This is a genomic window from Enterococcus ureilyticus (genome assembly GCF_001730315.1).
Lineage (GTDB): Bacteria > Bacillota > Bacilli > Lactobacillales > Enterococcaceae > Enterococcus_L > Enterococcus_L ureilyticus.
Genome location: NZ_MIKC01000038.1, coordinates 142,797 through 168,346, shown reverse-complemented (window position 1 = coordinate 168,346; position 25,550 = coordinate 142,797). Strand labels below are relative to the sequence as shown.

Genomic DNA, 25,550 nt, shown 5'->3' with positions numbered 1-25,550 from the left:
AAATGAGTGACGTAATATTTTTGAGTAATGAATAACTGTAGCAAATCTTGTTGCAGCTTAAAAGTATATTATTATGAGGTGAAAGAACGAATGAAACGTATCGGTATTTTAACCAGTGGGGGAGACGCCCCAGGAATGAACGCTGCTATTCGTGCAGTGGTACGTAAAGGGATTTTTGACGGAATCGAAGTGTACGGCATTAACTACGGTTTTGCAGGTCTAGTAGCAGGCGATATCCGCCGTTTAGACATTGCAGATGTTGGCGACAAAATTCAACGTGGAGGAACTTTCTTATACTCTGCCCGTTATCCAGAATTCGCAACAGAAGAAGGACAATTAAAAGGAATCGAACAATTGAAAAAATTTGGTATCGAAGGCTTAGTTGTTATTGGCGGTGATGGTTCTTACCATGGCGCAATGGCACTTACTAAACGTGGATTTCCAGCCGTAGGTATTCCAGGAACAATCGATAATGATATCCCAGGGACTGATTTTACTATCGGTTTTGATACAGCGATCAATACCGTATTAGAATCAATTGACCGTATTCGTGATACTGCTACTTCACATGTACGTACATTCGTTATTGAAGTAATGGGACGTGGAGCAGGCGATATTGCTCTTTGGTCTGGTGTAGCAGGTGGTGCGGATGAAATCATCATTCCAGAGCATGATTTTGATATGGTCAATGTAGCACAACGAATTAGAGAAGGCCGTGATCGCGGTAAAAAACATTGTTTGATTATTTTAGCCGAAGGTGTTATGGGTGGAAACGAGTTTGCCGATAAACTTTCTGAACATGGCGACTTCCATACACGTGTTTCTATCTTAGGACATGTTGTCCGCGGTGGCTCACCAAGTGCCCGTGACCGTGTATTGGCAAGTAAATTTGGTTCTTATGCTGTCGAATTATTAAAAGCTGGAAAAGGTGGACAATGTATTGGGATGCTTGACAATCAAGTCGTTTCAGCTGATATCGTTGATACATTAGAAAACCACAAACACAAACCAGATTTATCACTTTATGATTTAAATCAAGAGATTTCTTTTTAAGAATACACTTGAAATTGAGTGTTATTTAAAGAAGCCCTTGAGGAAAATAGATAATCTTCATGACGTATAAACAAAAATGGAATAGGAGCGTTTGGTAATGAAAAAAACGAAAATCGTATGTACGATCGGACCAGCTAGCGAAACGGTAGATATGCTAGTAAACTTAATGAATGCAGGAATGAATGTTTGCCGTTTGAACTTCTCACATGGTGATTTTGAAGAACATGGCAACCGCATCAAGAATATTCGCGAAGCTGCAAAAATTACAGGTAAACGTGTAGCGATCTTGCTTGATACGAAAGGTCCTGAAATCCGAACTAATGAGATGGAAAATGGCGCAATTACTTTAAGAACGGGTGATTCAGTACGTCTTTCTATGACAGAAGTTTTAGGAACAAACGAAAAATTTTCAATTACTTACCCAGAATTAATTAACGATGTAAACGTTGGTTCTCATATTCTTTTAGATGATGGCTTGATTGATTTAGAAGTAACAGATATTGACCGCAAGGCTAACGAAATCGTTACTGAAGTGAAAAACGAAGGCGTATTAAAAAATAAAAAAGGCGTAAACGTTCCAGGTGTCTCTGTCAATCTTCCTGGTATCACTGATAAAGATGCTGCTGATATCCGTTTTGGGATTGAACAAGGTGTCGATTTCATCGCTGCAAGTTTCGTTCGTCGTGCAACTGACGTTTTAGAAATTACTAGAATTTTAGAAGAAGAAAACGCAACACATATCCAAATCATTCCTAAAATTGAAAACCAAGAAGGAATCGACAATATTGACGAGATCCTAAAAGTTTCTGATGGTTTGATGGTTGCTCGTGGCGACATGGGTGTTGAAATTCCAACTGAAGATGTTCCTGTTGTTCAAAAAGAATTGATCAAAAAATGTAACGCTTTAGGAAAACCAGTAATCACTGCAACTCAAATGCTAGATTCTATGCAACGCAACCCACGTCCAACACGTGCGGAAGCAAATGACGTTGCCAATGCAATCTATGACGGAACAGATGCAGTAATGCTTTCTGGTGAAACAGCTGCTGGAGATTACCCATTAGAAGCGGTTCAAACAATGGCTCGCATTGCTGTTCGTACTGAAGAAGCATTGATCAACCAAGATTCATTTGCATTGAAATTATACAGCAAAACAGATATGGCCGAAGCAATTGGTCAATCAGTTGGGCACACTGCTCGTAACTTGGGTATCCAAACTATTGTTGCAGCAACTGAATCTGGACACACTGCACGTATGATTTCTAAATATCGTCCAAAATCACACATCGTTGCTATTACGTTCACCGAACAAAAAGCGCGTAGCTTATCATTATCTTGGGGTGTTTATGCAACAGTTGCTGAGAAACCATCAAGCACAGATGAAATGTTCAATTTAGCAACACACACTTCTCAAGAAGAAGGGTTTGCAAGTGAAGGTGATTTGATCATCATTACAGCAGGTGTACCAGTCGGCGAAAAAGGAACAACGAACCTAATGAAGATCCAAATGATCGGTTCAAAATTAGTTCAAGGTCAAGGGATTGGTGAAGCTTCAGTAATTGCTAAAGCAGTTGTAGCGAATACAGCTGAAGAAGCAGTTGCCAACGCAACGGAAGGTTCTATCTTAGTTGTTAAAACAACGGATAAAGATTATATGCCTGCAATCGATAAAGCAATTGCTTTGGTCGTTGAAGAAGGCGGGTTGACTTCACATGCAGCAGTCGTTGCAATTGCCAAAGATATTCCAGTAATTGTTGGTGCAGCTGATGCAACAAACTTGATTACCAATGATGAGCTAATTACTGTTGATCCTCGTCGCGGCATTGTTTATCGTGGTGCCACAACAGCAATCTAAAACAACTAATTATACAGTTAAGAGAGTAGAAATGAATCATGCAAAGTGATTCATTTCTACTCTTTTTTATAGAATGTGAACAAAATTTCTTTATTTAAGAACGATTTATCTGAAAGGGCTATCAAAACGATTTCGTACATGGTAGAATGTAAATGTTACCAAATTATATTGAATACAGGAGTGATAGAATGAAAGCAGCTGTTGTAACAAATGAAAATAACGGAAAAGTAGAAATTAAGGATGTAGATATTAGACCACTTGAGGCTGGTGAAGCTTTAGTAGATGTTGAATACTGTGGTGTTTGTCATACAGATTTACATGTTGCTCATGGCGATTTTGGTGAAGTTCCTGGGCGTGTGATTGGTCATGAAGGCATCGGAATTGTTAAAGAAATCGCTCCAGGTGTTGAGAGTTTAAAAGTAGGAGATCGTGTTAGCATTGCTTGGTTTTTTGAGGGCTGTGGAACATGTGAGTATTGTATTACTGGTCGTGAAACGTTCTGCCGTCAAGTGAAAAATGCTGGCTTTTCAGTAGATGGTGCGATGGCTGAACAATGTATTGTCAAAGCGGATTATGCTGTTAAAGTGCCAAAGGGATTAGACCCAGCGCAAGCAAGCAGTATCTCATGTGCCGGTGTTACTTGTTATAAAGCAATCAAGGTTTCAGAAGTAAAACCTGGGCAATGGGTTGCTATCTACGGTATCGGCGGATTAGGTAATCTAGCGATTCAATATGCTAAAAATGTTTTTAATGCGAAAGTAATTGCAGTTGATATCAATGATGATAAGTTAGCGTTTGCTAAGGAATTAGGAGCTGATTTAGTTTGTAACCCGTTAACTGATGGTGATGCAGGCGCTTGGATTCAAGAAAAAGTAGGTGGTGCACATGCAGCAGTCGTTACAGCAGTGTCAAAAGTTGCCTTTAATCAAGCCGTTGATTCAGTGAGAGCTGCTGGAAAAGTGGTTGCAGTTGGTCTGCCGCCAGAAACGATGGATTTAGCAATTGTAAAGACTGTTTTAGATGGCATTCAAATCGTTGGTTCCTTAGTTGGAACACGTAAAGATTTAGAAGAAGCATTCCAATTTGGAGCAGAAGGAAAAGTAGTACCTGTCGTAGAAACACGCTGTTTACATGAAGTCAATGATATTTTTGAAGAAATGGAACAAGGAAAAATCAAAGGCAGAATGGTTGTCGATCTAAAAAAATAAAGTTAGTATGAAGTGAAAATAAATTAAATAGAACAGACCCTTAAAAGGAAGCGTGAATCTAACTTTTTAAGGGTCTTTTTTTATAATAAATATTTTTAGAATTTTGAATAAGTGCTTTGATAGCTTCTTAAAATGGATTCTGTTACTATTAATATTAAAATAGCAACAATCGTAGCGTGATTTAGATTTATTTAGGAGGAAACGTGATGAAAGAAAGTGCAAAAGCAGGAATTTCATTTGGGTGTGCATTAGCATTAGTCATTTCGTATGTGAATTGGCATAGTATTCTTTGGGCAGTATTTCATGGAGTCCTAAGTTGGGTTTATGTGATTTATTACGTGATTGTCTATGGCTTAAGTTAAAGAACAATTGATCTTTGATTATAATTTACAAGGCATGCCTCTGGAACCAGAAGAATATTTTTTTGAGATTAGAGCTATAATAATGAGATTTTTATTCATTCCTGTTTATTGAAAATTAAAAAAAATTTTAAACAATAGATTTTCAGAAAATTTCTGTTAATAACTGGACAAATTATGCTATAATTACATAATTAAGATGGGAGGTTTAGTGCAAATGGAATCCATTTCAAAAGATTTTGCCGTTCAGCTGTTAAACGATGATGCACAACGGATCATGATGTTGATCCGCAATCAAAAAAATAGCCTATGTATTTCCCAGTGTAAGGCTTTTGAGGAAGTCGTAGATACACAAATGTATGGTTTTTCTCGCCAAGTGACTTATGCTATTCGTCTAGGCATTTTAAGTTCAAAACAAGGACATCAATTGTTAAGCGATCTAGAAAAAGAACTCAATCAATTATATAGTGACGTTTATGAGGAAACTCAAGAAAAAAAAGAGATTGGCAAGGAGGTTTAAACTTTGCCGAACAAGATAAAAAAGAGGCATTTGTTAGACTATAGTATTTTGATCCCCTACTTAGTCCTTAGTGCGGTGGGTTTGATCATGGTGTACAGCTCAACCTCTTCTTTGCTCGTATCAAAAGGTGAACCGCCAACAGGCATGGTCATCACACAGCTACAATTTTGGCTTTTGAGTTTAGTAGCAATGTTTTTCATCTATAAGATGAAAACATCCGTGTTTCAAATCAAAGGATTTATTATGTTTGCGATCGTTGTCATTTCCGTGCTACTTTTAGCTGTTAGATTCACAAAATTAGGAGCAGAGATCAATGGTGCAAAGGGCTGGATCCAAATCGGTTCTTTTTCAATGCAGCCAGCGGAATACCTAAAGATCATGGTAATTTGGTATTTGGCGTATATTTTAGGACGAAGACAGAAATATATTGATAAAGAATTTAAGAAAGCTGTATTTAGACCAATGCTTTTGGTTGGTTTTTTAATTTTTCTTGTAGCAATTCAGCCCGACTTGGGGAATGCAGCAATTTTGACTTTATTAGTGATTATCATGGTACTTGCTAGTGGCGTTAATTATATGTATACCTATTTAGTTGGTGGTGCTGGGATTTTAGGAAGTATAGCAGTTATCCAAGCGTTACTTTTAACGGGTGGCAGCTTCATCCCAGAAAGATATCAATATGTTTATCAACGTTTTGCTATTTTTTTGAACCCATTTAAAGATGAGCGAAATGCTGGGCACCAATTAGCAAATTCTTACTACGCAATCAACAATGGTGGCTGGTTTGGAAAAGGATTGGGTAATAGTATTCAGAAAAAAGGTTTTTTACCCGAAGCCCATTCAGATTTTATTTTTGCGATTACCATTGAAGAATTAGGGTTATTAGTATCATTGATCATATTGGCGATTTTAATGTTTATGATTGCTAGGATCATCTTAGTCGGGGTACGCTCGAAGAAACCATTCAACTCATTAATGTGTATTGGAATTGGTTCAATGTTGTTATTACAAGTGTTTATCAATTTGGGTGGAATTACTGGGGTCATTCCTTTGACTGGCGTAACGTTTCCATTTCTAAGTCAAGGAGGAAATAGTGTTTTGATTATTTCAATCTCTGTAGCATTTGTATTGAATATCAGCGCAGATGAGAAGAAACAAAAAATGGACCAAGAATACCAAGTACTTGGTAATTAATCGATAAATGAAGGGGAACAATCGATCAAACAGAATTTTAATAAACAGGTAGGAGTGAAAAAATGAAAAAAGTTTTAGTAGCAAATCGTGGAGAAATTGCAATTCGAATTTTTAGAGCCTGTACAGAGATGCACATCGGGACAGTGGCAATCTATGCAGCAGAAGATGAGTATTCGGTTCATCGTTTTAAAGCAGATGAAGCCTATTTAGTTGGTAAAGGGAAAAAGCCGATCGAAGCTTACCTTGATATGGAGGATATTATTCGAATCGCTAAAAAATCTGGTGCTGATGCCATTCATCCTGGCTATGGGTTTCTTTCAGAAAATTTAGAATTTGCCCGTCTATGTGAAGAAGAAGGACTTATTTTTGTGGGACCTTCGCTACACCATTTGGATATTTTTGGAGACAAGATCAAAGCTAAAGAAGCTGCTGTTGCTGCAGGTATTGCTTCAATACCGGGTTCTGATGGTCCGGTCGACTCTGTCGAAGGCGTTTTAGAATTTGGCCGGACACATGGTTTTCCAATCATGATCAAAGCAGCTCTTGGCGGCGGTGGTCGCGGAATGCGAGTAGCCCATGATGAAAAAGAAGCGAAAGAAGGGTATGACCGCGCAAAAAGTGAGGCAAAAGCGGCCTTTGGTTCTGATGAAGTTTATGTCGAAAAATATATTTCTAATCCGAAACATATTGAAGTACAAGTATTAGGAGATACACATGGAAATGTTATTCATTTATTCGAAAGAGATTGCTCTGTTCAACGCCGTCACCAAAAAGTAGTCGAAGTAGCACCTTGTGTATCAATGAATGATGGAAAACGTAAAGAAATTTGTGAGGCTGCAGTTCAATTAATGAAACATGTTAAATACATTAATGCGGGAACAGTTGAATTTTTAGTTGAAGGAGAAAACTTCTACTTTATTGAAGTGAATCCACGTGTTCAAGTAGAACATACCATTACTGAAATGATCACAGATATCGATATTGTCGTATCACAATTACAAATTGCTCAAGGTCTTGATCTACATAAAGATATGAAGATCCCACAACAGGAGAATATTGCATTGAACGGTGCTGCGATTCAGTGTCGGATCACCACTGAAGATCCTTTGAACAATTTTATGCCAGATACAGGAAAAATTGATACTTATCGTTCACCAGGTGGTTTTGGTGTACGTCTTGATGTAGGGAATGCGTACTCTGGGGCTGTTGTCACTCCTTATTTTGATTCGCTATTAGTAAAAGTTTGTACGCATGGCTTTACTTTCGAAAAAGCAATCCAAAAAATGGAACGTAGCTTGAGAGAATTTAGAATACGTGGAGTAAAAACCAATATTCCATTTCTACACAAAGTAATCGGTCATCCTGAATTTCAATCAGGTGAAGCGAAAACAACGTTTATTGACAATACACCGCAATTATTTGAATTTCCAAAATTAAGAGACCGCGGCAACAAAACCATGAAATATATTGGGGAAGTAACCGTTAATGGGTTTCCAGGTATTGAAAAATCAACGAAAAAATATTTTGATGCACCACGTATTCCAACCGATTTAGAATTACGTAGTGAGTATGTGACGGCAAAAAATATTCTAGATAAAGACGGAGCTCACGGCGTAGTTGATTGGGTCAAAAAACAAGAAAATGTTCTACTGACTGACACGACTTTCCGTGATGCCCATCAGAGTTTATTAGCAACTCGTGTCAGAACACAAGATTTCAAAGAAATCGCTCGTTTAACAGGCGAAGGATTACCTGAGTTATTCTCTAGTGAAATGTGGGGTGGCGCAACGTTTGATGTTGCCTATCGCTTCTTAAATGAAGATCCATGGCAAAGACTTCGCAAAATTCGTAAATTGATGCCAAATACTTTACTACAGATGTTATTTAGAGGCTCAAATGCTGTTGGGTACCAAAATTATCCGGATAATGTCATTGAGGAATTCATCAAAGAATCAGCAAGACAAGGAATTGATGTTTTCCGTATTTTCGATAGCTTGAACTGGTTACCACAGATGGAAAAGAGTATTCAAAAAGTTCGAGATACTGGGAAAATTGCAGAGGCCGCGATTTGTTACACAGCAGATATCAATGATCCTTCAAGAGCAAAATACAATGTCGAATACTATAAAAATATGGCCAAAGAGCTTGAAAAAATGGGTGCGCATATCATTGCAATCAAAGATATGGCAGGGTTATTAAAACCCCAAGCAGCCTATCGATTGATCAGTGAATTAAAAGATACAATTGATTTACCGATTCATCTGCATACACATGATACTAGCGGAAATGGCATCATTACTTACTCTGCTGCTACAAAAGCGGGGGTTGATATCGTAGACGTAGCAACCAGTGCAATGAGTGGTGCGACAAGCCAACCTAGTATGAGTAGTTTGTATTATGCACTAGTTAATGGTGATCGTACACCGGATGTTAATATTGATAATACGCAAAAAATCAATCATTATTGGGAAGATGTTCGTATGTATTACCAACCATTTGAAAATGGATTGAACGCACCTCAGACAGAAGTCTACATGCATGAAATGCCAGGTGGTCAGTATTCCAACTTACAACAACAAGCGAAAGCTGTAGGTTTAGGACACCAATGGGATGACATCAAAAAAATGTATCATACAGTAAACTTGATGTTTGGAGATATCGTAAAAGTAACGCCTTCTTCAAAAGTCGTTGGAGATATGGCACTCTTTATGGTCCAAAATAATTTAACTGAAGCAGACATCTATGAGAAGGGAGACGAATTAAGTTTCCCTGAATCTGTTGTGACATTTTTCCAAGGTGATTTGGGTCAACCAGTTGGCGGATTTCCAAAAGACTTGCAAAGAATCATCTTGAAAGGACGTCCAGCATTTACCGAAAGACCTGGAAGTTTGGCAGCGCCAGTAAAATTTGATAAAGTAAAAGTAGAATTAGCTGAAAAAATCGGCTATGAGCCGAAACTTGAAGAAATACTAAGCTACTTGATGTATCCACAAGTCTTTCTAGATTACCGCCAATCTTATCAAAATTTTGGGGATGTTACATTATTAGATACCCCAACATTCTTCCAAGGGATTCGTCAAGGCGAGTCGGTTGAAGTCCAAATTGAAAAAGGAAAGACTTTGATTATTCGTTTAGATGAAGTTGGTGATCCTGATATTGAAGGGAACAGAGTATTGTTCTTTAATTTAAATGGGCAACGTCGAGAAATTGTTATCAAAGATACTTCTATCAAATCATCTGTTCAAGCTAAACGTAAAGCAGAACCAACAAACAAAGAGCAAATTGGTGCAACAATGTCGGGCTCTGTTCTCCAAGTGTTAGTGAATAAAGGAGATAAAGTTAAAAAAGGGGATGCATTATTAGTAACAGAAGCAATGAAGATGGAAACAACGATTGAGGCGCGCTTTGATGGAATCGTTGAACATATTTATGTTTTTGAAGAGGAGCCAATTCGGTCAGGCGATCTCTTGATCGAAGTTAAAGAAAATTAAACGAAAAGTGGGGAAGAAGATGAAGCGAGTATTAGCTTTTCTAGGTGTTTTCTTAGTAGTCTTACTAGTTGGTTATTTACAACCGGTCTTTTTCCCTGCTGAAAAAACACGGCAAGAAGTAGAGGGTGGGAGACATGCTGTCTCCCATACTGCTTTACCTTATGAAGAAATTCCAACATCAGGATATGCTGAATACATAGGTAAGAAGGCTGTTGATTTTACAGCTGATTTTGGGGAACCAATTGAGCAACAAAAATCTGGTATGGGTTATGAAGTACTGATATATGGAAAAAAAGATGCTGACTATCTAGAGATAACTGTAAAAGATGAAAAAATTTCTATGATCAAAGCCTTCAATGACTCAAAAGAAACGGCACCATTTTCAATTGGGATGAAATTATCAGATGTATCAGAATTAATGACGATCTATTCAAATTTTGCATTTACATATAAAGAAAATAAGTATAACATTGAACTGATGGAAGAAGATATGAACTATCGTCCATTGATTGCTTTTGATAATAAAACTTTTGCATTATTATTTTTTAACCATGGCACAAGTAAGCTTGTAGCAGTGACTTATTTAAATAAAGAAACTTTATTGACCTTGATGCCATATCAATTACTTGAAGGTGAAGTAATCCCATTTTCTACAGAGGAACAAACAATGGGATTTGATGCAGTTAAAAGCAATCAAGTGATTCGAATCATCAATTTATTAAGAATTAAAGAAGGCCTACCAACCTATCGAGTGAACACTGAAAGTCAAAAAAATGCTCAAAAACTTTTTGAAGTTTTAAACAAAAATCAGAAAAATATTCTATCATCTGAGAGAGCAGAAAGTTGGCAATTCAGCAAAGAACAAATGGCCACAACGGCTATTTTTACACTAACAAATGAGGAGTATCAAAAATTATTGAAAGTTGGACAATTAGACAAGAAAAAGGCTACAGGTATGTATGCTGAACCCATCTATGATCCAACATTCACAGTACTTTCTTGGTTTTCAGATTCTTTGTACCACTCTAGGTTTTCTCATGAAGAGAAGGAAAATATTGGCGTTGCATTCTCTAAAGCAAGTATGTTAGTCTTAATGCAAGAAACTGAAAAAGAAATATCTCAAACAGAGGAAAGTGAATAAGTATGATAGTGACAGAAAAACTATTTGAAATAGAAGATCAGACAGAAAAGCTTGTTCAAGCGATTTTAACAAGTGAGAGTATGGATTCTTATAAAAAGAATCGTATGTCAATGTACGAGTCAAAAGATGTTCGAGAAAAGCAAAAGGCTTTTTTAGATGCAAAAGATTCTTTTGAACGGATTGAAGCCTATGGTAATCATGCACCGGATTTTCGAACAAAGCAACGAGCAGTTCGCCAAGCTAAAAGAGCATTGGATATGAGCGAAGAAGTTGCTGAGTTTCGATTTGCTGAAACAGAGATTCAGACAATTCTTGATTTAGTTGGTATGGCTGTCGCTAAAACAATCTCAGATGATATCAAAGTAGATGCTGGAAATCCTTTCTTTGAAAAAGGAAAACATTCGGGATGTGGGGGTAGTTGTCATGCAAGTTAGTGAAGAAAAAGAATTCACCATCCAAAAACGTCGTTGTTTAATTGTCTGGGTATACAGCCTAAAACAATTAAAAACATTAAAGCGTTATGGACTGATACATTATGTTTCTCGTCGAATGAAATATGTTGTGATATATATGGATGAAGAAGCAATCGAAAGCTCAGAAGCTAAAATAAATGGCTTGCATTTTGTTCGTAAGGTAGAACGCTCGTATCGTCCAGATGTAGAAATGAACTTTGCTGAAAAGATCGGTACAAAAGAAGCCTATCAGTATGAAAAAGAAGAAGGTTTTGAAGTAGAAGAATTAAGTACTAAAATTCGTTTAGCTGAAAATGTGTAAATTGAGATGGAAAATGTGAACGAACTTCAAACATTTTTCATCTTTTTTCTGTATATTTGTTATATGGTTAAAATAGATTGAAACAAGTGAAGGGGCGTTAAAAGATGCGAGTTATTTCTGGAGAATATGGCGGACGACGCTTAAAAGCGTTAGATGGTGACAACACTCGTCCAACAACTGATAAGGTAAAAGAATCAATTTTTAACATGATAGGACCATATTTTGAGGGCGGAACAGTCTTAGATTTGTATGCAGGGAGTGGTGGACTTGCAATTGAAGCTGTATCCAGAGGAATGGACCTAGGGGTTTGTATTGAAAAAAACTTTGCGGCGCTTAAAATCATTAAAGAAAACATTGAAGTAACAAAGGAACCTGAAAAATTTATGGTCAAAAAGATGGATGCGAATAAGGCAATAGATTTTTTGAAAGAAGAAAAAATAACGTTTGATTTAGTTTTGCTAGACCCACCATATGCTAAACAAGAAATTGAAAAACAAATTGATCGAATGATTACTGGTGGATTACTAAAGCAAGAGGCAGTCATTGTATGTGAGACAGATAAATCTATTGAGCTTCCTGAAAGAATCAGTATACTGAAAAAAGCACGAGAAACAACCTATGGGATTACTCAGATAACGATTTACAAACAGGAGGTAAGACATGACTAGAATTGCTCTTTTTCCTGGAAGCTTTGATCCTTTGACAAATGGTCATCTCAATATGATTGAACGCAGTACTAAGATGTTTGATAAGGTCATTGTTGGTGTTTTTGTCAACACAAATAAAACAGCGCTGTTTACATTAGATGAAAAATTGATTCTGATAAAAGAAGCAGTAGCACATTTAAAAAATGTTGAAGTGATCGTCCAAGAAAGCAAACTCACTGTTGAAAGTGCTACCGAATTAGGCGCGGCTTTTTTAATTCGAGGGATAAGAAATGTGAAAGATTATGAATATGAGAAAGATATTGCTATAATGAACCGTCACTTAGCCCCTGAATTGGAGACTGTTTTTTTGTTAGCAGATGAACCCTATGCACACGTGAGCTCAAGCTTAATCAAAGAAGTGCTGAAATTTGGTGGAGATGTTTCGCAGTATCTACCTAAGTCTGTTAATCAAGCACTAAATCAAAAGAATCGTGAGATGAACCTAGATGAATAATACGCATGAAAAAAAATTATCAATCAAGTCGATGCTACCTTTTGTAGCAATCATTTTATTAATTATTGTTATGATTTTCCCAATTCCTTATTATATTGAAGGACCTGGTACAACTGAGAATTTAAAAGAGTTTGTGACGGTGGATAATAAAAAAGATTCAGAACCGGGTGCGTTTTATTTAACGACCGTTGGGGTTCGTAAAGCAACGTTGGCTTCTGCCTTAAAAGCAAAGTTTTCAGATTTTCAAGAGCTGGTCAGTAAAGAGGAATTGATGGGATCAAGTACAAGTAGTGAATATGAACGAATTCAGCAATATTATATGGACTCTTCTAAAAATGCGGCAATCGAGCAAGCGTTGAAACTTGCTAAAGTTCCTTATGAAATGGCATTTAAAGGAGTTTATGTTTTAGCAGTTGATGACAATTCAAGTTTTAAAGGAAAAATTTCTATCGGAGATACAGTCACAGGAATCGATGGAAAAACATTTAAAAGCAGTGAAGAGTTTGTCGATTACGTAAAGAAACAGAAAATCGGGCAAGAAGTTACTGTAAACTATTCGCAAGATGGTGTGTCTAAAGAAGCAACAGGAAAATTGATCGAACTGTCGACAGATAAAAAAGCTGGAATCGGCATTGGCTTGACAGATCATACTGAGATCAATTCTTCTATTCCGGTTGAAATCGATGCTGGGGATATTGGCGGTCCTTCAGCTGGTCTGATGTTCACTTTGGAAACATATGAGCAACTAACGCAAAAAGGAATTCGTAAGGGACACAAAATTGCTGGAACCGGCACAATTAATACTGACGGCGTTGTCGGACGGATCGGTGGCATTGATAAGAAAGTAGTCACTGCTAGCAAAAACGAGACAGAAATCTTCTTTGCTCCAGACGATGAAATTACTAAAGAAATGAAAAAAGCAGAACCAGGTATCAAAACGAACTATGAAGAGGCGAAAGCTGCTGCTGAGAAAATTGGCACAAAAATGAAAATCGTTCCTGTAAAAAATGTACAAGATGCACTAGATTACCTAGCCACATTAAAAGAAAAATAAATAAGTAGTATTAGCTAGAATCTATTCTAGCTAATACTACTTATTTTTATGTTGACACTAGCCTATGAGATTAAATGAAATAACATGCTACTTTTTATAACAATAGCTGTGGAAAGGTCAAAGATAAATTTAAACGGACCAATATGAAAAAAGCCACCTAAAGCAAAGAGCAGTAAAACGATTGCAGCTAAAATGTTAAAAAAGTAAAAAGTGACTTTATACGCCAAGATAGGGTTGTTAACAACTCTATCAAATGTTCGTTTGCGATATATTTTCTCCGTAACCAGAATGGTTTGCAGTGCTGGAATTTCCAGCAATTGCCGTTTTAAAATATCTGCATCACGTTGGCCTAACAACTCTGAAAAAATATGGTTTTCAGATTCAAAGTCGAAAGTGTAGGTATAAAGAGCAACACGTTTAGGTGGAAAAGACTCGTCCCAATCAAAATAGGTCATTTTATTTTCTTTAAGTGTGATGGCTTTGATCGTTGAATAGGGATAGCTAAAAAAAGTTCGTTGATCTAAAAATTCAATGATTGTTGTAAAAATCATTTTTTTATTCGTAAAAATCAACAACCTGTTGCCCCTAAGATCATTAAAATCTTTTACATACGCTTTTGCTTCGGGCGATTCAGGATGATACATTCCCATTAGACCCAGGCCTACGACAGAAGCATTTTGTCCATCATTTGTCATTGGCAAGTACGCATGGATTTCCTCTCCTTCCTCAAGGTAGGGCTTGATTTTCTCAATAAAGCTTTGAAGAAATATATACATTTTAGTTTGATTGAATAAATTCCTTTTTTGTTGAGCATTAAGTTCCTTTGTTGAACGATTATTTATTTCATTATTAAACTGATTAATGACTGTTTTGAATGGATTAACCATTTTAAATTCCTCCTTAAAATAAAAGTGTAGCAGGTGCTTTTGCCACAATCGGATTTTATCTTTTTTTAAGCCAGATAGTCCGATGGGCGGATCAAAATAATTCTTTAATCTTTTTTCTCCCACGTGACAGATGATTATAAACCTGTGAAACCTCCATTTTTAAATCTTTGGCAATATCATTAGGACTATCTTGATAATAATAGTATTTTAGAAAAATCAATTGATCCTCTTCCGTTAGATGTTTTAATAAATCTAAGAAATTTTCTTTCTCAAAATAGTCTTCGACTAAAGTGTTTTCTGGTAGCTGATCCATCGGAATAATATTTCGTTCACGGATGATCACACGTTTTTTATCTAAACAAATGTTGCGTGTTAGGGTCAGACACCATGTTTTTAGACTACTTTTTTGTGCGTCATAGTGATCAATTTTTTGCCAAATACGATAAAACACCTCATTTTCAGCTTCTTTACGATAAGTTATCTCATCAGAATGATTCAAAATTGCGCGGATGCATTTAACGATATCTGTACCTAAAAGATCAATCAATTTTTCTAACCCCAAAAAATCTTTACCAATTAATAACGCTACAATTTCCTTCTCCATCTCTTTATCACCTTCTTACTCTATTATACGATCAAATTTGTTCTTTTCTATCATGAAAAAATAGAAATAACGCGTATATTAATTTTGAAGGGAGGAAATGATGGATTTTCGTAGGTTATTAGATAAATATAAGTATTATACAATTGCTGTTAGCATGATTGTTATTATTGTTAGCGTTGTTTTTTTATTTTTGTTTGTTCAAAAAAATCAAAAAGAAGTTTCCGAAGCTGAACGAACCATGACCTCAATAATTTCAACTCATTCATCAGAAGCTGAATCGTCTTCTCAGCAACTATACGTCGATATAAAGGGCGCTGTTAAAAAACCAGGGATGTACGAAGGGAACGCAAACATGCGAGTCTGGGACGCGGTAATGCTTGCAGGAGGGGTCAGTGATGAAGCTGATACAAAGTACGTCAATTTTTCTGAACGGGTTGTTGACCAAATGGTGATTTACGTTCCAAAAGTAGGGGAAGAAGTTCAAAGTAGTACAAGCAAAGCTGACTCTCAAAATGGAGCAATGAACGATACAAGCAAAGTCAATCTTAATCAAGCTAGCGAAAGTGAACTACAAAATTTACCAGGCATCGGTCAAAAAAAAGCGCAGGAAATCATTCGCTATCGGGAAGAAAATGGAGGTTTTAAAAAGATCGAAGATTTAAAAAACATTTCAGGTTTTGGTGAAAAAACGTTTGAAAAACTAAAAGATTTGATTACTTTATAAAAATTGATAACGATTTTCAAAAAAGAGAAAATAATTATTTTACAAATATCATGTATAGGTTCTTGACGAGACTTTTTCTATAATTTACTATTTGTATAACCTAATATTAAATTGAAATCAGCAAAATGAATTTTAGAAAATAAATAATCATTAAAAAGGAGTAAAATATGACATTAGAGAGAATCCCTTGGGATCAATATTTTATGGCACAAAGTGTTTTGTTGTCGTTAAGAAGTACGTGCACAAGATTAGAAGTAGGCGCAACCATTGTTAGAGATAAACGAATTATTGCTGGCGGATATAATGGTTCAGTTAGTGCTGATGTTCATTGTATCGATGATGGCTGTTATATTGTTGATGGCCATTGTGTCAGGACAATCCATGCAGAGATGAATGCCGTTTTACAGTGTGCTAAATTTGGTATCCCGACAGAGGGAGCTGAGATTTATGTAACGCATTTTCCTTGTCTACAATGCACTAAGATGATTTTACAAGCAGGAATCAAAAAAATTCATTACTTAAAGGATTATCGCAATGATGAATATGCTTTAGCTTTGATCAAACAAGTAGGAGCTACAGTAGATCAAGTCAGTTTATCTAAGAAGTATTTTGCTGAATTACAATTAGGAGAAGATGAGATTGCTTCAGTGGAAGAAGCACCTCAAGCTGATCAATAATTACTGGATTTTTCCAGTCTTAGTAATAATAGGAACTGTTTTTTTAGTTTTAGAACCAACTCTATTAACAGGAATTGTTTGGTTTTATATAATTAGTCGAGTCCTCTATACTGGAAACAAATGGATTATTGGTGCTAGTTCTTTATGTATGTGTATTATGATCGTTTCCTGTGTAAGGATTTTGAGAAAAGAAGAACTAGAGAAATTTCCAGAAACACACCAAATAATTGGAGACTTATCTGTATTACCCGATCAAGTTAAAATCGATGGTGATCGCCTCCAATTAGAGGGGAATATTACGATATCTAATAAAGAAAAGCGGAAGATTGTCGCATTTTATCGATTGACCTCTGAACAAGAAAAGCAAAGTTGGCAAAAAGTAAATCAGCCATTGAAAGTCAATATTTCAGGTGAATTTGAAACCCCTATGTCAAAAACAAATTTGAATGGGTTTGATTATCGAAACTATTTAAAAGAAAATGGGATCTATCAAACATTGACGATTGAGAAGATACATAAAATTCAAGAAGAGAAACCAAAATTTTATGAACTCTTAGCTTGGTTAAGTAGCTATCGAAAAAAAGGAATCGATCACTGTGATAAAACATTTTTAAAAGAGACGACCTTATATCTTAAAACATTGATTTTTGGGTTTAAATCAAGTGAATTTTCTCAAAAAGAAGGAATGTTTTCAAATTTAGGTATTCTTCATTTATTCAGTTTATCTGGAATGCATGTAACTTTTTTTATTGGACGTTTTCGGTATATATTTTTAAAATGTGGACTTACCTTAGAACAATTATTTTGGTTACAATTACTATTTTCAATTGTGTATGCAGGCTTCACTGGCTTTTCAACTAGTGTTGTTAGAGCATTGCTTCAGTGTATGCTGGTTTTGAGTAATCGAGAATTTAAATGGCAGCTATCTGCATTGGATTGTTGGAGTTTAACCTTGATGCTATGTTTATTTTTTCAACCGTATCTTCTTTTTTCCGCAGCTGGTCAATTAAGTTATGGTTTATCTTTTTTTATTTTATTTGTCTATCCTATTGTAAGAAAAGTCAGCAATCGTTATTTGCAAACGTATTATTTTTCTCTATTGTTAAATCTGACGATCATTCCGTTGGTGGGGTTAACATTTTTTGAATGGCAGGTAACGAGCAGTGTATATACATTTTTATTAGTGCCTGTTTTTGAACGATTTATGTTGCCAGTATTAAGTATTAGTTTACTTAGTTCATTCCTACTGAAAGCTACTTTTATCATTGATACCTTGGAAATTTATTTTTCTGTCCAACAATCATTTTTTGAATGGTTAAGTCAAAATACTACTCACACCATTGTTACAGGGGTATTTTCACCTATACTTTTTCTCGTAATGCTTTCGCTGATGCTTCTATTTTTGCATATGTTGTTAAACCAATCCAAACAAGTATATTTGGTTGGAATTGCGCTATTCTTGTTGATGTATAGCAAATATGTATCACCAAATGGTACAATTGCCTTTATTGATGTTGGACAAGGAGACAGCATATTTATACAGACCCCCTTTCATCAAGAAAATATATTGATTGATACTGGTGGGAAATTGGACTATAAAAAGGAAAAGTGGGCGACTAAAACAAAGCAAACAAGCAATGCAGATTATTCAGTAATTCCGTATTTGAAAAGTAAAGGTGTTAAGTATCTAGATAAAGTATTGATTACTCATGGACACATCGATCATTTTGGTGATTTAGTAGCAATTAATGAGAAAATTCCAATTCGTTCCATTTATTTTCCTGTTGGCACAGATAAGAAAATAGCTTTTTTCTCTATGATTGAGTACTTAAAAAAGAGTGGAACGAAATGTTATCCAATTTTAATTGGAGATTCAGTTAGTGATCATATTCCACTGAAAACCCTTGCCCCAGATCATTTAGGCACTGGAGAAAATAAAGACTCAATGGTAGTTTATACAAAAGTTGCTGGGCGAGGTTTCCTATTTACAGGAGATTTAGAAAAAGAGGGAGAGGAACAGTTAGTAAAACAATTTCCATCCTTGAAGGTTGATGTACTTAAAGTTGGACATCATGGCAGTAAAACGTCATCTACTCCTTTGTTTATTCAAAGTATTGAGCCAAAGGAGAGCATTATTTCTTGCGGGCGTAATAATAGATTTAATCATCCTCATAAAGAAACTATAGAAACATTAAAGCAATTTAAAATCAAACAGTTTCAAACAAATAAAAATGGCATGATTTATTATGAATGGACTCCGTTTTCAGATATGTCTCCAGCTAAAACAATCCTGAAAGAAGACTAGCAATTCTTAAAATGACATGATAGGATTGAAAAGAGAAATGAGGGAATTTATGAATTTACAAGAGGCATTGAAACAGGTAAGACAACAGCAGTTTGCTTCTGTCTATTTAATTCAAGGAACAGAGAGTTATTTGGGCGAGTTATTTAAGACAGAATTGATGGATCAATTAATCAAAACAGAAGATGATCAGTTCAATTATTCTTCTTTTGATATGGAGGAGGTTCCCCTATCTATAGCCATAGAAGAAGCTGAGACGATTCCTTTTTTTGGAGACTATCGCTTGGTATTTATAGAAAATCCTTATTTTTTAACGGCGGAAAGAAGAACGAACGGACTTGATCATGATATCGAGAGTTTGCTTAAGTATTTGGAACAGCCTTCACCAACAACTATCTTAGTTTTTATTGCAAATGTCGAAAAATTAGACGAACGTAAAAAAATAACGAAAGCAATCAAAAAACAGGCAGAAGTCATTGATGTAAATCCCATGGGAGAGCGTGAAGTAAGGCAGTATGTAGAACAAACAATTCAAAGTGAGGGGTATGAAATACGACCTGAAGCATTTGATTTATTAGTACAGCTGACAGATCTAAATCTTTCAAAAATAATGGGTGAATTGCAAAAGTTATTTTTATATGCTTCTGAAAATAAAATAATTTCTTTATATGGAGTCAAAGAACTCGTACCAAAATCTTTAGAACATAATGTCTTTGATTTAACAAACGAGGTCTTATCTGGATCTAGTGAGAAAGCAATTCAATTGTATGAAGATCTACTTCTTCAGGGGGAAGAGACCATTAAATTAAATGCTATTTTATTAAATCAAATCCGCCTATTTTTACAAACAAAAATCTTAGCCAAATTAGGGTATCAACAAGCAAATATTGCGGAAACCTTAAAAATTCACCCTTATCGTATTAAACTTGCTTTACAGCAAGTGCGACGCTTTGAGTTAGATCGTCTAGAAGCAATTTATGACGAATTAGTAGAAAATGATTTTAGAATGAAAACAGGTCAGATGGACAAAGAGTTGCTCTTTGAATTGTTTATTCTCAAATTATCTGGGCAAGTGACTCGCTAAAATAGGAGGATTTATTATGAATGAATCGAAGAAAATCATTGAAATATTTTTCAGAGAGGTTCGATCAGGGAGCAATCTTTAAGTGGTGTATGATCTTATGCGTGTACAGGTTATTGCACATCAAGTTCAATCGGAAAATGAGTATATCATAACAAAATCTCCTCAAGATTATATTGAACATGTAAAGGATATCCTTGAACTTTATGGACAATTTGGATTAGAAATTCAAGAAATTCTGGCTGACGATCAAAAGGTTTACGTTAGATGGGGACAGACAGGTCAAACAAGTAAAAACGAAACAATCATTCAATCAGCTAGTGCGGTTTATCTAATTGAGTAGCAGTAGTTTAAACGAGTCAAACGAAATTTTGACCTGTTTTAATTTATAGAAATGTGACTGAAACAAAAGTGCGCACCATTGTGAATTTCGGCTTTAAAGGACTGGATGATAAAATGCTAAGCTTTATAATTCAGTCTTTTTTTAATAAAAAAGAAGTTAACACGAATGTTAACTTCTACAAATCATTATTTTGCTAATTTTTTGCTTAAACGAGATTTGTCACGGCCTGCTTTGTTTTTATGGATTAATCCTTTTGTTTCAGCCATATCAACAGCTTTAATAGCTTCTGTATATAACGCATCAACATTGTCAGCACCAGCAGCTACAGCATCTTCAAATTTCTTGATAGCTGTACGCATAGCATTTTTTTGAGATGAATTTTGAGCATTCTTATTAGCGTTAGTACGTACACGTTTAATTGCAGATTCAATATTTGGCATTTCTTTCACCTCCGATAAATTAAGGTCTTACACAGGAAAATCCATATGTAATTCAACACTAATCATTATACCTAATCCAAACAGGCATTGCAATAAAAGATGACAAGTTTTTTTCCTTAACAGTGAAATTACGGTTTTCTTTATGTGAAAAACTTTAATGACTTTAAGTTTGATCAGAAAACTAGATACTTTTTATAAAAAATATGCTATCATAGCAGGGGAAAAATGAAATGGTGGTGTCAATGTGAATATTGCTTTAATTATAACGGTCACTCTTGTTATGGGCGTTATTTTTGTCAATGGCTGGACAGATGCGCCAAATGCAATTGCAACCGCTGTCTCGACACGGGTTTTAAAACCAAACGTTGCGATCTGGATGGCTGTTGTCATGAATTTTTTTGGTGCGTTGGTGATGACATACTTTAATGCGCAAGTTGCTGAAACAATTAGTAATATCGTGAGCTTTGATGCGCATGGAAATGCATCGCAAGTAGCGTTAGCCGCTGCATTATTTTCGATCGTAGTTTGGTCTGTTGCAGCGTGGTATTTTGGAATTCCAACAAGTGAGAGTCATGCATTGATCGCTGGTCTGACGGGATCAGCAATGGCTTTAGGAGGACTTGGAGCTGTCAATGGAACTGAATGGGCCAAAGTATTAGTTGGACTAGTGGTTTCTACGGTAATGGGATTTGGTGGAGGATTTCTTGTTACGAAGCTAATTGTAATCCTTTTCAGAGGTGTAACTAGAAGAACTGCTAATAAAGTATTTACCTATGGTCAAGCGTTCGGTGCGGCGGCTAATGCCTTCTTACATGGTGCTCAAGATGGTCAAAAATTTATGGGAGTCTTTATGTTAGGGCTCTATTATAATAATCTAGCAGAAAAGTCAGGTTCAGGCTTTATTATTCCGGTTTGGGTCATGGTCTTGTGTTCAGTCACAATGGGATTTGGTACGTCAGTGGGCGGCATGAGGATTATTAAATCAGTTGGAATGGATATGGTGAAATTGGAACTTTATCAAGGATTTGCGGCGGATTTAAGTACAGCAGTCTGTTTGTTTGCAGCATCTATTTTTGGAATTCCTGTATCTACCACACATACAAAGACAACTGCAATTATGGGGGTTGGTGCCTCGAAACGTGTATCTAGTGTCGATTGGTGCATTGTAAAAGAGATGCTGATTGCTTGGATTTTGACTTTTCCAGGTTGTGGGATCATTGCCTTTGTTATGGCGAAACTATTTATGGCGGTATTTTAAGGAGAGAATAAGATGGCTAGAAAAAAGCAATTCGATTATTTTGGTGAATTAGAACGTTTGGCAATGAATGCACATCAAGCGGCAGAGCTTTTAGAAATGATTGCAATGGATTATTCACTTGAAAAATTAGAGGAAGAAGCTGAAAAAATTCACGTATTGGAAAAAGAAGGAGATCAAATCGTTCAAAAAATTTTAAGTGAATTATATATTTCGTTTATTACACCGATTGATAGAGAAGATATTGTTGAAATAACACAACGCTTAGATGATGTCTTGGATACAATCAACAGTATTGCCTATTTGTTAAGTAGCTTAGTTGTGAAAGAATTAAATGATAACGCCATGGTATTTATTACTTACGGAGTAGAGGCAACGGTGGGTGTTTTAGCTGCTACAAAAGAATTTGCAAAATTTAAGAATTCCAAAACACTGCATACAATGATTAATGAGGTAAGTGAAATTGAGGGAAAAGCGGATAAATTATATAGTGAATCTCTTAAAGAATTATTCACTAACGAGCAAAATCCAGTTGAGGTTATTCGCTGGAAAAATGTCTATGATCAGTTAGAAGAATTATTAAATGCAAGTGAATCTGTAGTCAATGTAATTGGTGGACTAGTCATTAAAAATAGTTAACCATGAGTTATTAATCATAGAATGATGATAATTCGAGGTAAAAGTTTCGACATCCCTACAGGTACATCGTTTGGAGGAATAGAATGCGCGATCAAAATATAGAGGCAATCAAAAACTATACAAAGGCAATTATGCTAAAAGACCAAACGGGACATGGCATGGATCATATCAATAGAGTGGTCCGCTTAGCAAATAAAATTGCTGATACAGAACAATGTGATCACTTTGTTGTTATCGCGGCGGCTTATCTTCATGATACAGTGGATGATAAATTAGTTTCTGATCCAGAAGATGCTTATAAACAACTAAGTGAGTTTTTGGCTAGTCTTACCATTTCTGTTAGTGTAGTTGAACGAATCATTCATATAGTGGAAAACATTTCTTTTAGTCAAACACTGACAGGAACAAGAGAAAAGCTTAGCATTGAAGGCCAAATTGTACAAGATGCTGATCGTTTAGATGCTATGGGAGCCATTGGCATTACTCGAACAATCTATTATGGCGGCCATAAAGGAAATCCTATCTATGATCCAAAAATTTTACCTAGAACACTTCAATCAAAAAGTGAATATCGAAAAGATAGCACGGTCATCAACCATTTTTACGAGAAGATCATACGGCTAAATACAGGACTAAATACAAATTACGCAAAAAAAATTGGGCAAAAACGTCAAGAATTTTTAGAAGAATTTTTAAAAGAGTTTATGAAAGAGTGGAATGAGTAAAAAAATGACTGGAGCCAAAAGATTATAGGCTGCAGTCATTTTTATTATTGGACAAAGTCTGCTGTTTGCGAAGAATATTTGCTTTCAGACATAGTTGTTTTTTCAAGAGGAATCGTTTTTAGCATCCGCAATCCGTTTAAGATAACAAGAATTGTGCTTCCTTCATGACCGATAACACCCAGTGGCAAATTGATGATTTGAAAGAAGTTTGATAGAATCAAGAATAGGATGACACTAGAAGAAAACAGAATATTTTGCGTGACGATTCGTTTTAATTTTTTAGAAAGAAGATGACTCATTTGTAGCTTTTCTAGGTCATTCTGTATTAAGATTATATCAGCTACATCCATCGCTATATCTGTCCCTTCACCCATTGCAACGCCAATAGCTGCATTAGCAAGAGCGGGTGCGTCATTGATCCCGTCACCGATCATTCCGTTGACACCATAAGTTTCTTTTTGATGCTTGATGATTGTTGTTTTGTCTTGTGGCAAACAATCAGCATGAACTTCATCAATTTCAAGTTGTGATGCTACAGCAAGGGCAGTTTTTTCATGATCGCCAGTAATCATTGTAGTATGAATCCCAGATCGTTTAAAATAAGCAATCACCTTATATGCTTCAGGTTTAGGAATGTCCAAAAGTCCAAAATAAGCGACGATTTCTTGTTCTTGAAATAGATAAACAACCGTTTTTCCTGCATTTTGTAACCGAGCAACTTCGTTTTCCAATTCCTTTTTTTCGCCTATTTGTGTGTTGAAGGTATTTTTCCCCACACGCCACGTTGTTGAGTCAATCGTGGTTTCCATTCCAAATCCAGTGATATTCTTTACTTCTATCTGATCATAGAGTGTAGTTGTCTCATTGTCGAATCTGGTTATTATTGCCTGAGCTAAGGGATGTGTGGATTGTCTTTCCATTGCTAAAAGGACATTTAAACCTTCCTGCTTATTTTTTAAAAAGACACTATCCGTAACAACTGGAATACCACGAGTTAAAGTTCCAGTCTTGTCAAAAGCGATTGCTTTTAAAGAAGCTAAATTTTCTAAGTAAATTCCGCCTTTAAATAACACACCATTTCTTGCCCCATTGGAAATTGCTGCCAATGTAGCGGGAGTTGCAGAAGCGACTAATGCGCAAGGAGATGCAACGACCAACAATACCATTCCTCTATAAAAGCTTTCATTCCAAGACCAATCTAAAAATAGATAAGGAATTAAAATCATCATAGGAATTGCAATCAAAACGATTTTTACATAGGTATTTTCTAGTTTTTCGATAAAACTTGCGATCTGTGAAGGGGTATTTTGTGCTTCATCCACTAAACGAATGATTTTTGAAAATAGCGTATTTTCGCTCGTAGTATTCACTGTCATTGTAATTGCTTCGCCTAGATTGATTGTTCCGCCAAACAAGGGATCATTAATTGATTTTTCAGTTGGGATAGACTCACCAGTGACCGCAGCCTCATCAATCGTTGAACAACCTCTGGTCAAAATACCATCAATGGGAATGCGTGCTCCTTTAGGAACAAGCAGTAAATCACCGATTTTTAATTGTTTCACAGGCGTTTCAGTTGTTTTACCTAGCTCATTTAATAGCAAAGCCATTTCAGGTTGTAGATTCATTAGACTGGAGATTTCTTTTTTACTTTTATTTGTCGTATATTCTTCTAATGCACCACTAAGACAAAAGATAAACGTCAACATAGCTCCTTCAAACCAATTACCAATAATGCAGGCACCGATAGCAGCTAAGGCCATAAGTAAATCAACATTGAGACGTTTATTTTCAACAGTTTCTAGTAGACCTGCTTTGGTTTGTTTAAACCCGCCAAAAATGATAGCTACTATAAAACTAATAGGGTAAAAAATTGTACCTGATTTTTCTAAAATAAATCCAATCACCATAAATATTAGACAAAGTATGGTGGCTAGTAGTGCTTTTTTTTCTTCTGAAATTTTCATTTTATCACTCCTCAAATAGAGCATAGCATAAATAAATCTTAAATGATAACGGAAATGTCTAAATGAGAACGATAGTAATTATCAATTGGCATTAAT

The 25,550-nt window shown here is 35.7% G+C and carries 25 protein-coding genes; 21 read left to right on the top strand and 4 right to left on the bottom strand.

Annotated elements, in window-relative coordinates; translation table 11 throughout:
- Nucleotides 1–90: 90 nt before the first annotated feature.
- From pfkA to BCR24_RS12250, 13 genes are all read left to right on the top strand, one after another.
- Nucleotides 91–1,053 carry a 6-phosphofructokinase gene (gene pfkA, locus BCR24_RS12305; protein WP_010772717.1) on the top strand — a complete coding sequence of 321 codons (963 nt, stop codon included), beginning with the start codon at nucleotides 91–93 and terminating at the stop codon, nucleotides 1,051–1,053.
- Between the two features lie 97 nt (nucleotides 1,054–1,150).
- Nucleotides 1,151–2,908, top strand: a complete 1,758-nt coding sequence (gene pyk / locus BCR24_RS12300; protein ID WP_069640816.1) for a pyruvate kinase — start codon at nucleotides 1,151–1,153, stop codon at nucleotides 2,906–2,908.
- A gap of 188 nt (nucleotides 2,909–3,096) precedes the next feature.
- Nucleotides 3,097–4,116, top strand: a complete 1,020-nt coding sequence (gene adhP, locus BCR24_RS12295; protein WP_069640815.1) for an alcohol dehydrogenase AdhP — start codon at nucleotides 3,097–3,099, stop codon at nucleotides 4,114–4,116.
- Nucleotides 4,117–4,322: 206 nt separating this feature from the next.
- Nucleotides 4,323–4,478 carry a hypothetical protein gene (locus BCR24_RS16915; protein ID WP_167351682.1) on the top strand — a complete coding sequence of 52 codons (156 nt, stop codon included), beginning with the start codon at nucleotides 4,323–4,325 and terminating at the stop codon, nucleotides 4,476–4,478.
- A 214-nt stretch (nucleotides 4,479–4,692) separates the two neighbouring features.
- Nucleotides 4,693–4,995: an Fpa/YlaN family protein gene (locus BCR24_RS12290; RefSeq protein ID WP_010772713.1), complete on the top strand. Its 303-nt coding sequence runs from the start codon at nucleotides 4,693–4,695 to the stop codon at nucleotides 4,993–4,995.
- A 3-nt stretch (nucleotides 4,996–4,998) separates the two neighbouring features.
- Nucleotides 4,999–6,189 carry an FtsW/RodA/SpoVE family cell cycle protein gene (locus BCR24_RS12285; RefSeq protein ID WP_069640814.1) on the top strand — a complete coding sequence of 397 codons (1,191 nt, stop codon included), beginning with the start codon at nucleotides 4,999–5,001 and terminating at the stop codon, nucleotides 6,187–6,189.
- A gap of 62 nt (nucleotides 6,190–6,251) precedes the next feature.
- Entirely contained in the window at nucleotides 6,252–9,680 is a 3,429-nt protein-coding gene (locus BCR24_RS12280; RefSeq protein WP_069640813.1) for a pyruvate carboxylase, read from the top strand.
- Between the two features lie 19 nt (nucleotides 9,681–9,699).
- Complete coding sequence (locus BCR24_RS12275; RefSeq protein WP_069640812.1) at nucleotides 9,700–10,821, top strand: CAP-associated domain-containing protein; 1,122 nt, start codon at nucleotides 9,700–9,702, stop codon at nucleotides 10,819–10,821.
- 2 nt (nucleotides 10,822–10,823) lie between these two features.
- Nucleotides 10,824–11,255, top strand: a complete 432-nt coding sequence (locus BCR24_RS12270) for a YlbF/YmcA family competence regulator (RefSeq protein ID WP_069640811.1) — start codon at nucleotides 10,824–10,826, stop codon at nucleotides 11,253–11,255.
- A complete protein-coding gene (locus tag BCR24_RS12265) occupies nucleotides 11,245–11,595 on the top strand; it encodes a YlbG family protein (protein WP_069640810.1) in 351 nt (116 codons plus the stop codon). The genes BCR24_RS12270 and BCR24_RS12265 overlap by 11 nt, the downstream gene beginning before the upstream one ends.
- A 104-nt stretch (nucleotides 11,596–11,699) precedes the next feature.
- Entirely contained in the window at nucleotides 11,700–12,263 is a 564-nt protein-coding gene (gene rsmD, locus BCR24_RS12260) for a 16S rRNA (guanine(966)-N(2))-methyltransferase RsmD (protein ID WP_069640809.1), read from the top strand.
- Nucleotides 12,256–12,756 (top strand): pantetheine-phosphate adenylyltransferase, encoded by a 501-nt coding sequence (gene coaD / locus BCR24_RS12255; protein WP_069640808.1) that lies wholly within the window; start codon nucleotides 12,256–12,258, stop codon nucleotides 12,754–12,756. Before rsmD ends, coaD begins: the two co-directional genes overlap by 8 nt.
- Entirely contained in the window at nucleotides 12,749–13,810 is a 1,062-nt protein-coding gene (locus BCR24_RS12250) for a SepM family pheromone-processing serine protease (RefSeq protein WP_069640807.1), read from the top strand. Before coaD ends, BCR24_RS12250 begins: the two co-directional genes overlap by 8 nt.
- Nucleotides 13,811–13,872: 62 nt before the next feature.
- On the opposite strand, the gene BCR24_RS12245 is transcribed toward BCR24_RS12250, so the two are convergent.
- Nucleotides 13,873–14,697 carry a hypothetical protein gene (locus BCR24_RS12245; RefSeq protein ID WP_069640806.1) on the bottom strand — a complete coding sequence of 275 codons (825 nt, stop codon included), beginning with the start codon at nucleotides 14,695–14,697 and terminating at the stop codon, nucleotides 13,873–13,875.
- A 91-nt stretch (nucleotides 14,698–14,788) separates the two neighbouring features.
- Entirely contained in the window at nucleotides 14,789–15,301 is a 513-nt protein-coding gene (locus BCR24_RS12240; RefSeq protein WP_069640805.1) for a sigma-70 family RNA polymerase sigma factor, read from the bottom strand.
- 97 nt (nucleotides 15,302–15,398) lie between these two features.
- On the opposite strand from BCR24_RS12240, the gene BCR24_RS12235 reads away from it, so the two are divergent.
- The 5 genes from BCR24_RS12235 (at nucleotide 15,399) to BCR24_RS12215 (ending at nucleotide 20,428) form a co-directional block, all read left to right on the top strand.
- On the top strand, nucleotides 15,399–16,025 hold the full coding sequence (locus tag BCR24_RS12235; RefSeq protein WP_167351681.1) for a helix-hairpin-helix domain-containing protein: 627 nt from the start codon (nucleotides 15,399–15,401) through the stop codon (nucleotides 16,023–16,025).
- Between the two features lie 167 nt (nucleotides 16,026–16,192).
- Complete coding sequence (locus BCR24_RS12230; RefSeq protein ID WP_069640803.1) at nucleotides 16,193–16,702, top strand: ComE operon protein 2; 510 nt, start codon at nucleotides 16,193–16,195, stop codon at nucleotides 16,700–16,702.
- A complete protein-coding gene (locus tag BCR24_RS12225; RefSeq protein WP_239574097.1) occupies nucleotides 16,665–19,007 on the top strand; it encodes a DNA internalization-related competence protein ComEC/Rec2 in 2,343 nt (780 codons plus the stop codon). Before BCR24_RS12230 ends, BCR24_RS12225 begins: the two co-directional genes overlap by 38 nt.
- A gap of 49 nt (nucleotides 19,008–19,056) precedes the next feature.
- Nucleotides 19,057–20,088, top strand: a complete 1,032-nt coding sequence (gene holA / locus BCR24_RS12220; RefSeq protein WP_069640801.1) for a DNA polymerase III subunit delta — start codon at nucleotides 19,057–19,059, stop codon at nucleotides 20,086–20,088.
- Between the two features lie 82 nt (nucleotides 20,089–20,170).
- Nucleotides 20,171–20,428: a hypothetical protein gene (locus BCR24_RS12215; protein WP_069640800.1), complete on the top strand. Its 258-nt coding sequence runs from the start codon at nucleotides 20,171–20,173 to the stop codon at nucleotides 20,426–20,428.
- A gap of 185 nt (nucleotides 20,429–20,613) precedes the next feature.
- Here the strand turns inward: BCR24_RS12215 and rpsT are convergent, their stop codons facing one another.
- On the bottom strand, nucleotides 20,614–20,868 hold the full coding sequence (rpsT, locus tag BCR24_RS12210; protein WP_010764753.1) for a 30S ribosomal protein S20: 255 nt from the start codon (nucleotides 20,866–20,868) through the stop codon (nucleotides 20,614–20,616).
- A gap of 280 nt (nucleotides 20,869–21,148) precedes the next feature.
- Here rpsT and BCR24_RS12205 point away from each other — a divergent pair, with 280 nt between their 5' ends.
- The 3 genes from BCR24_RS12205 to BCR24_RS12195 all read left to right on the top strand — a co-directional run bounded on the left by BCR24_RS12205 (nucleotide 21,149) and on the right by BCR24_RS12195 (nucleotide 23,487).
- Nucleotides 21,149–22,126 (top strand): inorganic phosphate transporter, encoded by a 978-nt coding sequence (locus BCR24_RS12205; RefSeq protein WP_100630367.1) that lies wholly within the window; start codon nucleotides 21,149–21,151, stop codon nucleotides 22,124–22,126.
- A 12-nt stretch (nucleotides 22,127–22,138) separates the two neighbouring features.
- A complete protein-coding gene (locus BCR24_RS12200; protein WP_069640798.1) occupies nucleotides 22,139–22,762 on the top strand; it encodes a DUF47 domain-containing protein in 624 nt (207 codons plus the stop codon).
- 83 nt (nucleotides 22,763–22,845) lie between these two features.
- On the top strand, nucleotides 22,846–23,487 hold the full coding sequence (locus BCR24_RS12195; RefSeq protein ID WP_069640797.1) for an HD domain-containing protein: 642 nt from the start codon (nucleotides 22,846–22,848) through the stop codon (nucleotides 23,485–23,487).
- 44 nt (nucleotides 23,488–23,531) lie between these two features.
- Here the strand turns inward: BCR24_RS12195 and BCR24_RS12190 are convergent, their stop codons facing one another.
- Entirely contained in the window at nucleotides 23,532–25,448 is a 1,917-nt protein-coding gene (locus tag BCR24_RS12190) for a heavy metal translocating P-type ATPase (protein WP_069640878.1), read from the bottom strand.
- Nucleotides 25,449–25,550 lie beyond the last annotated feature (102 nt).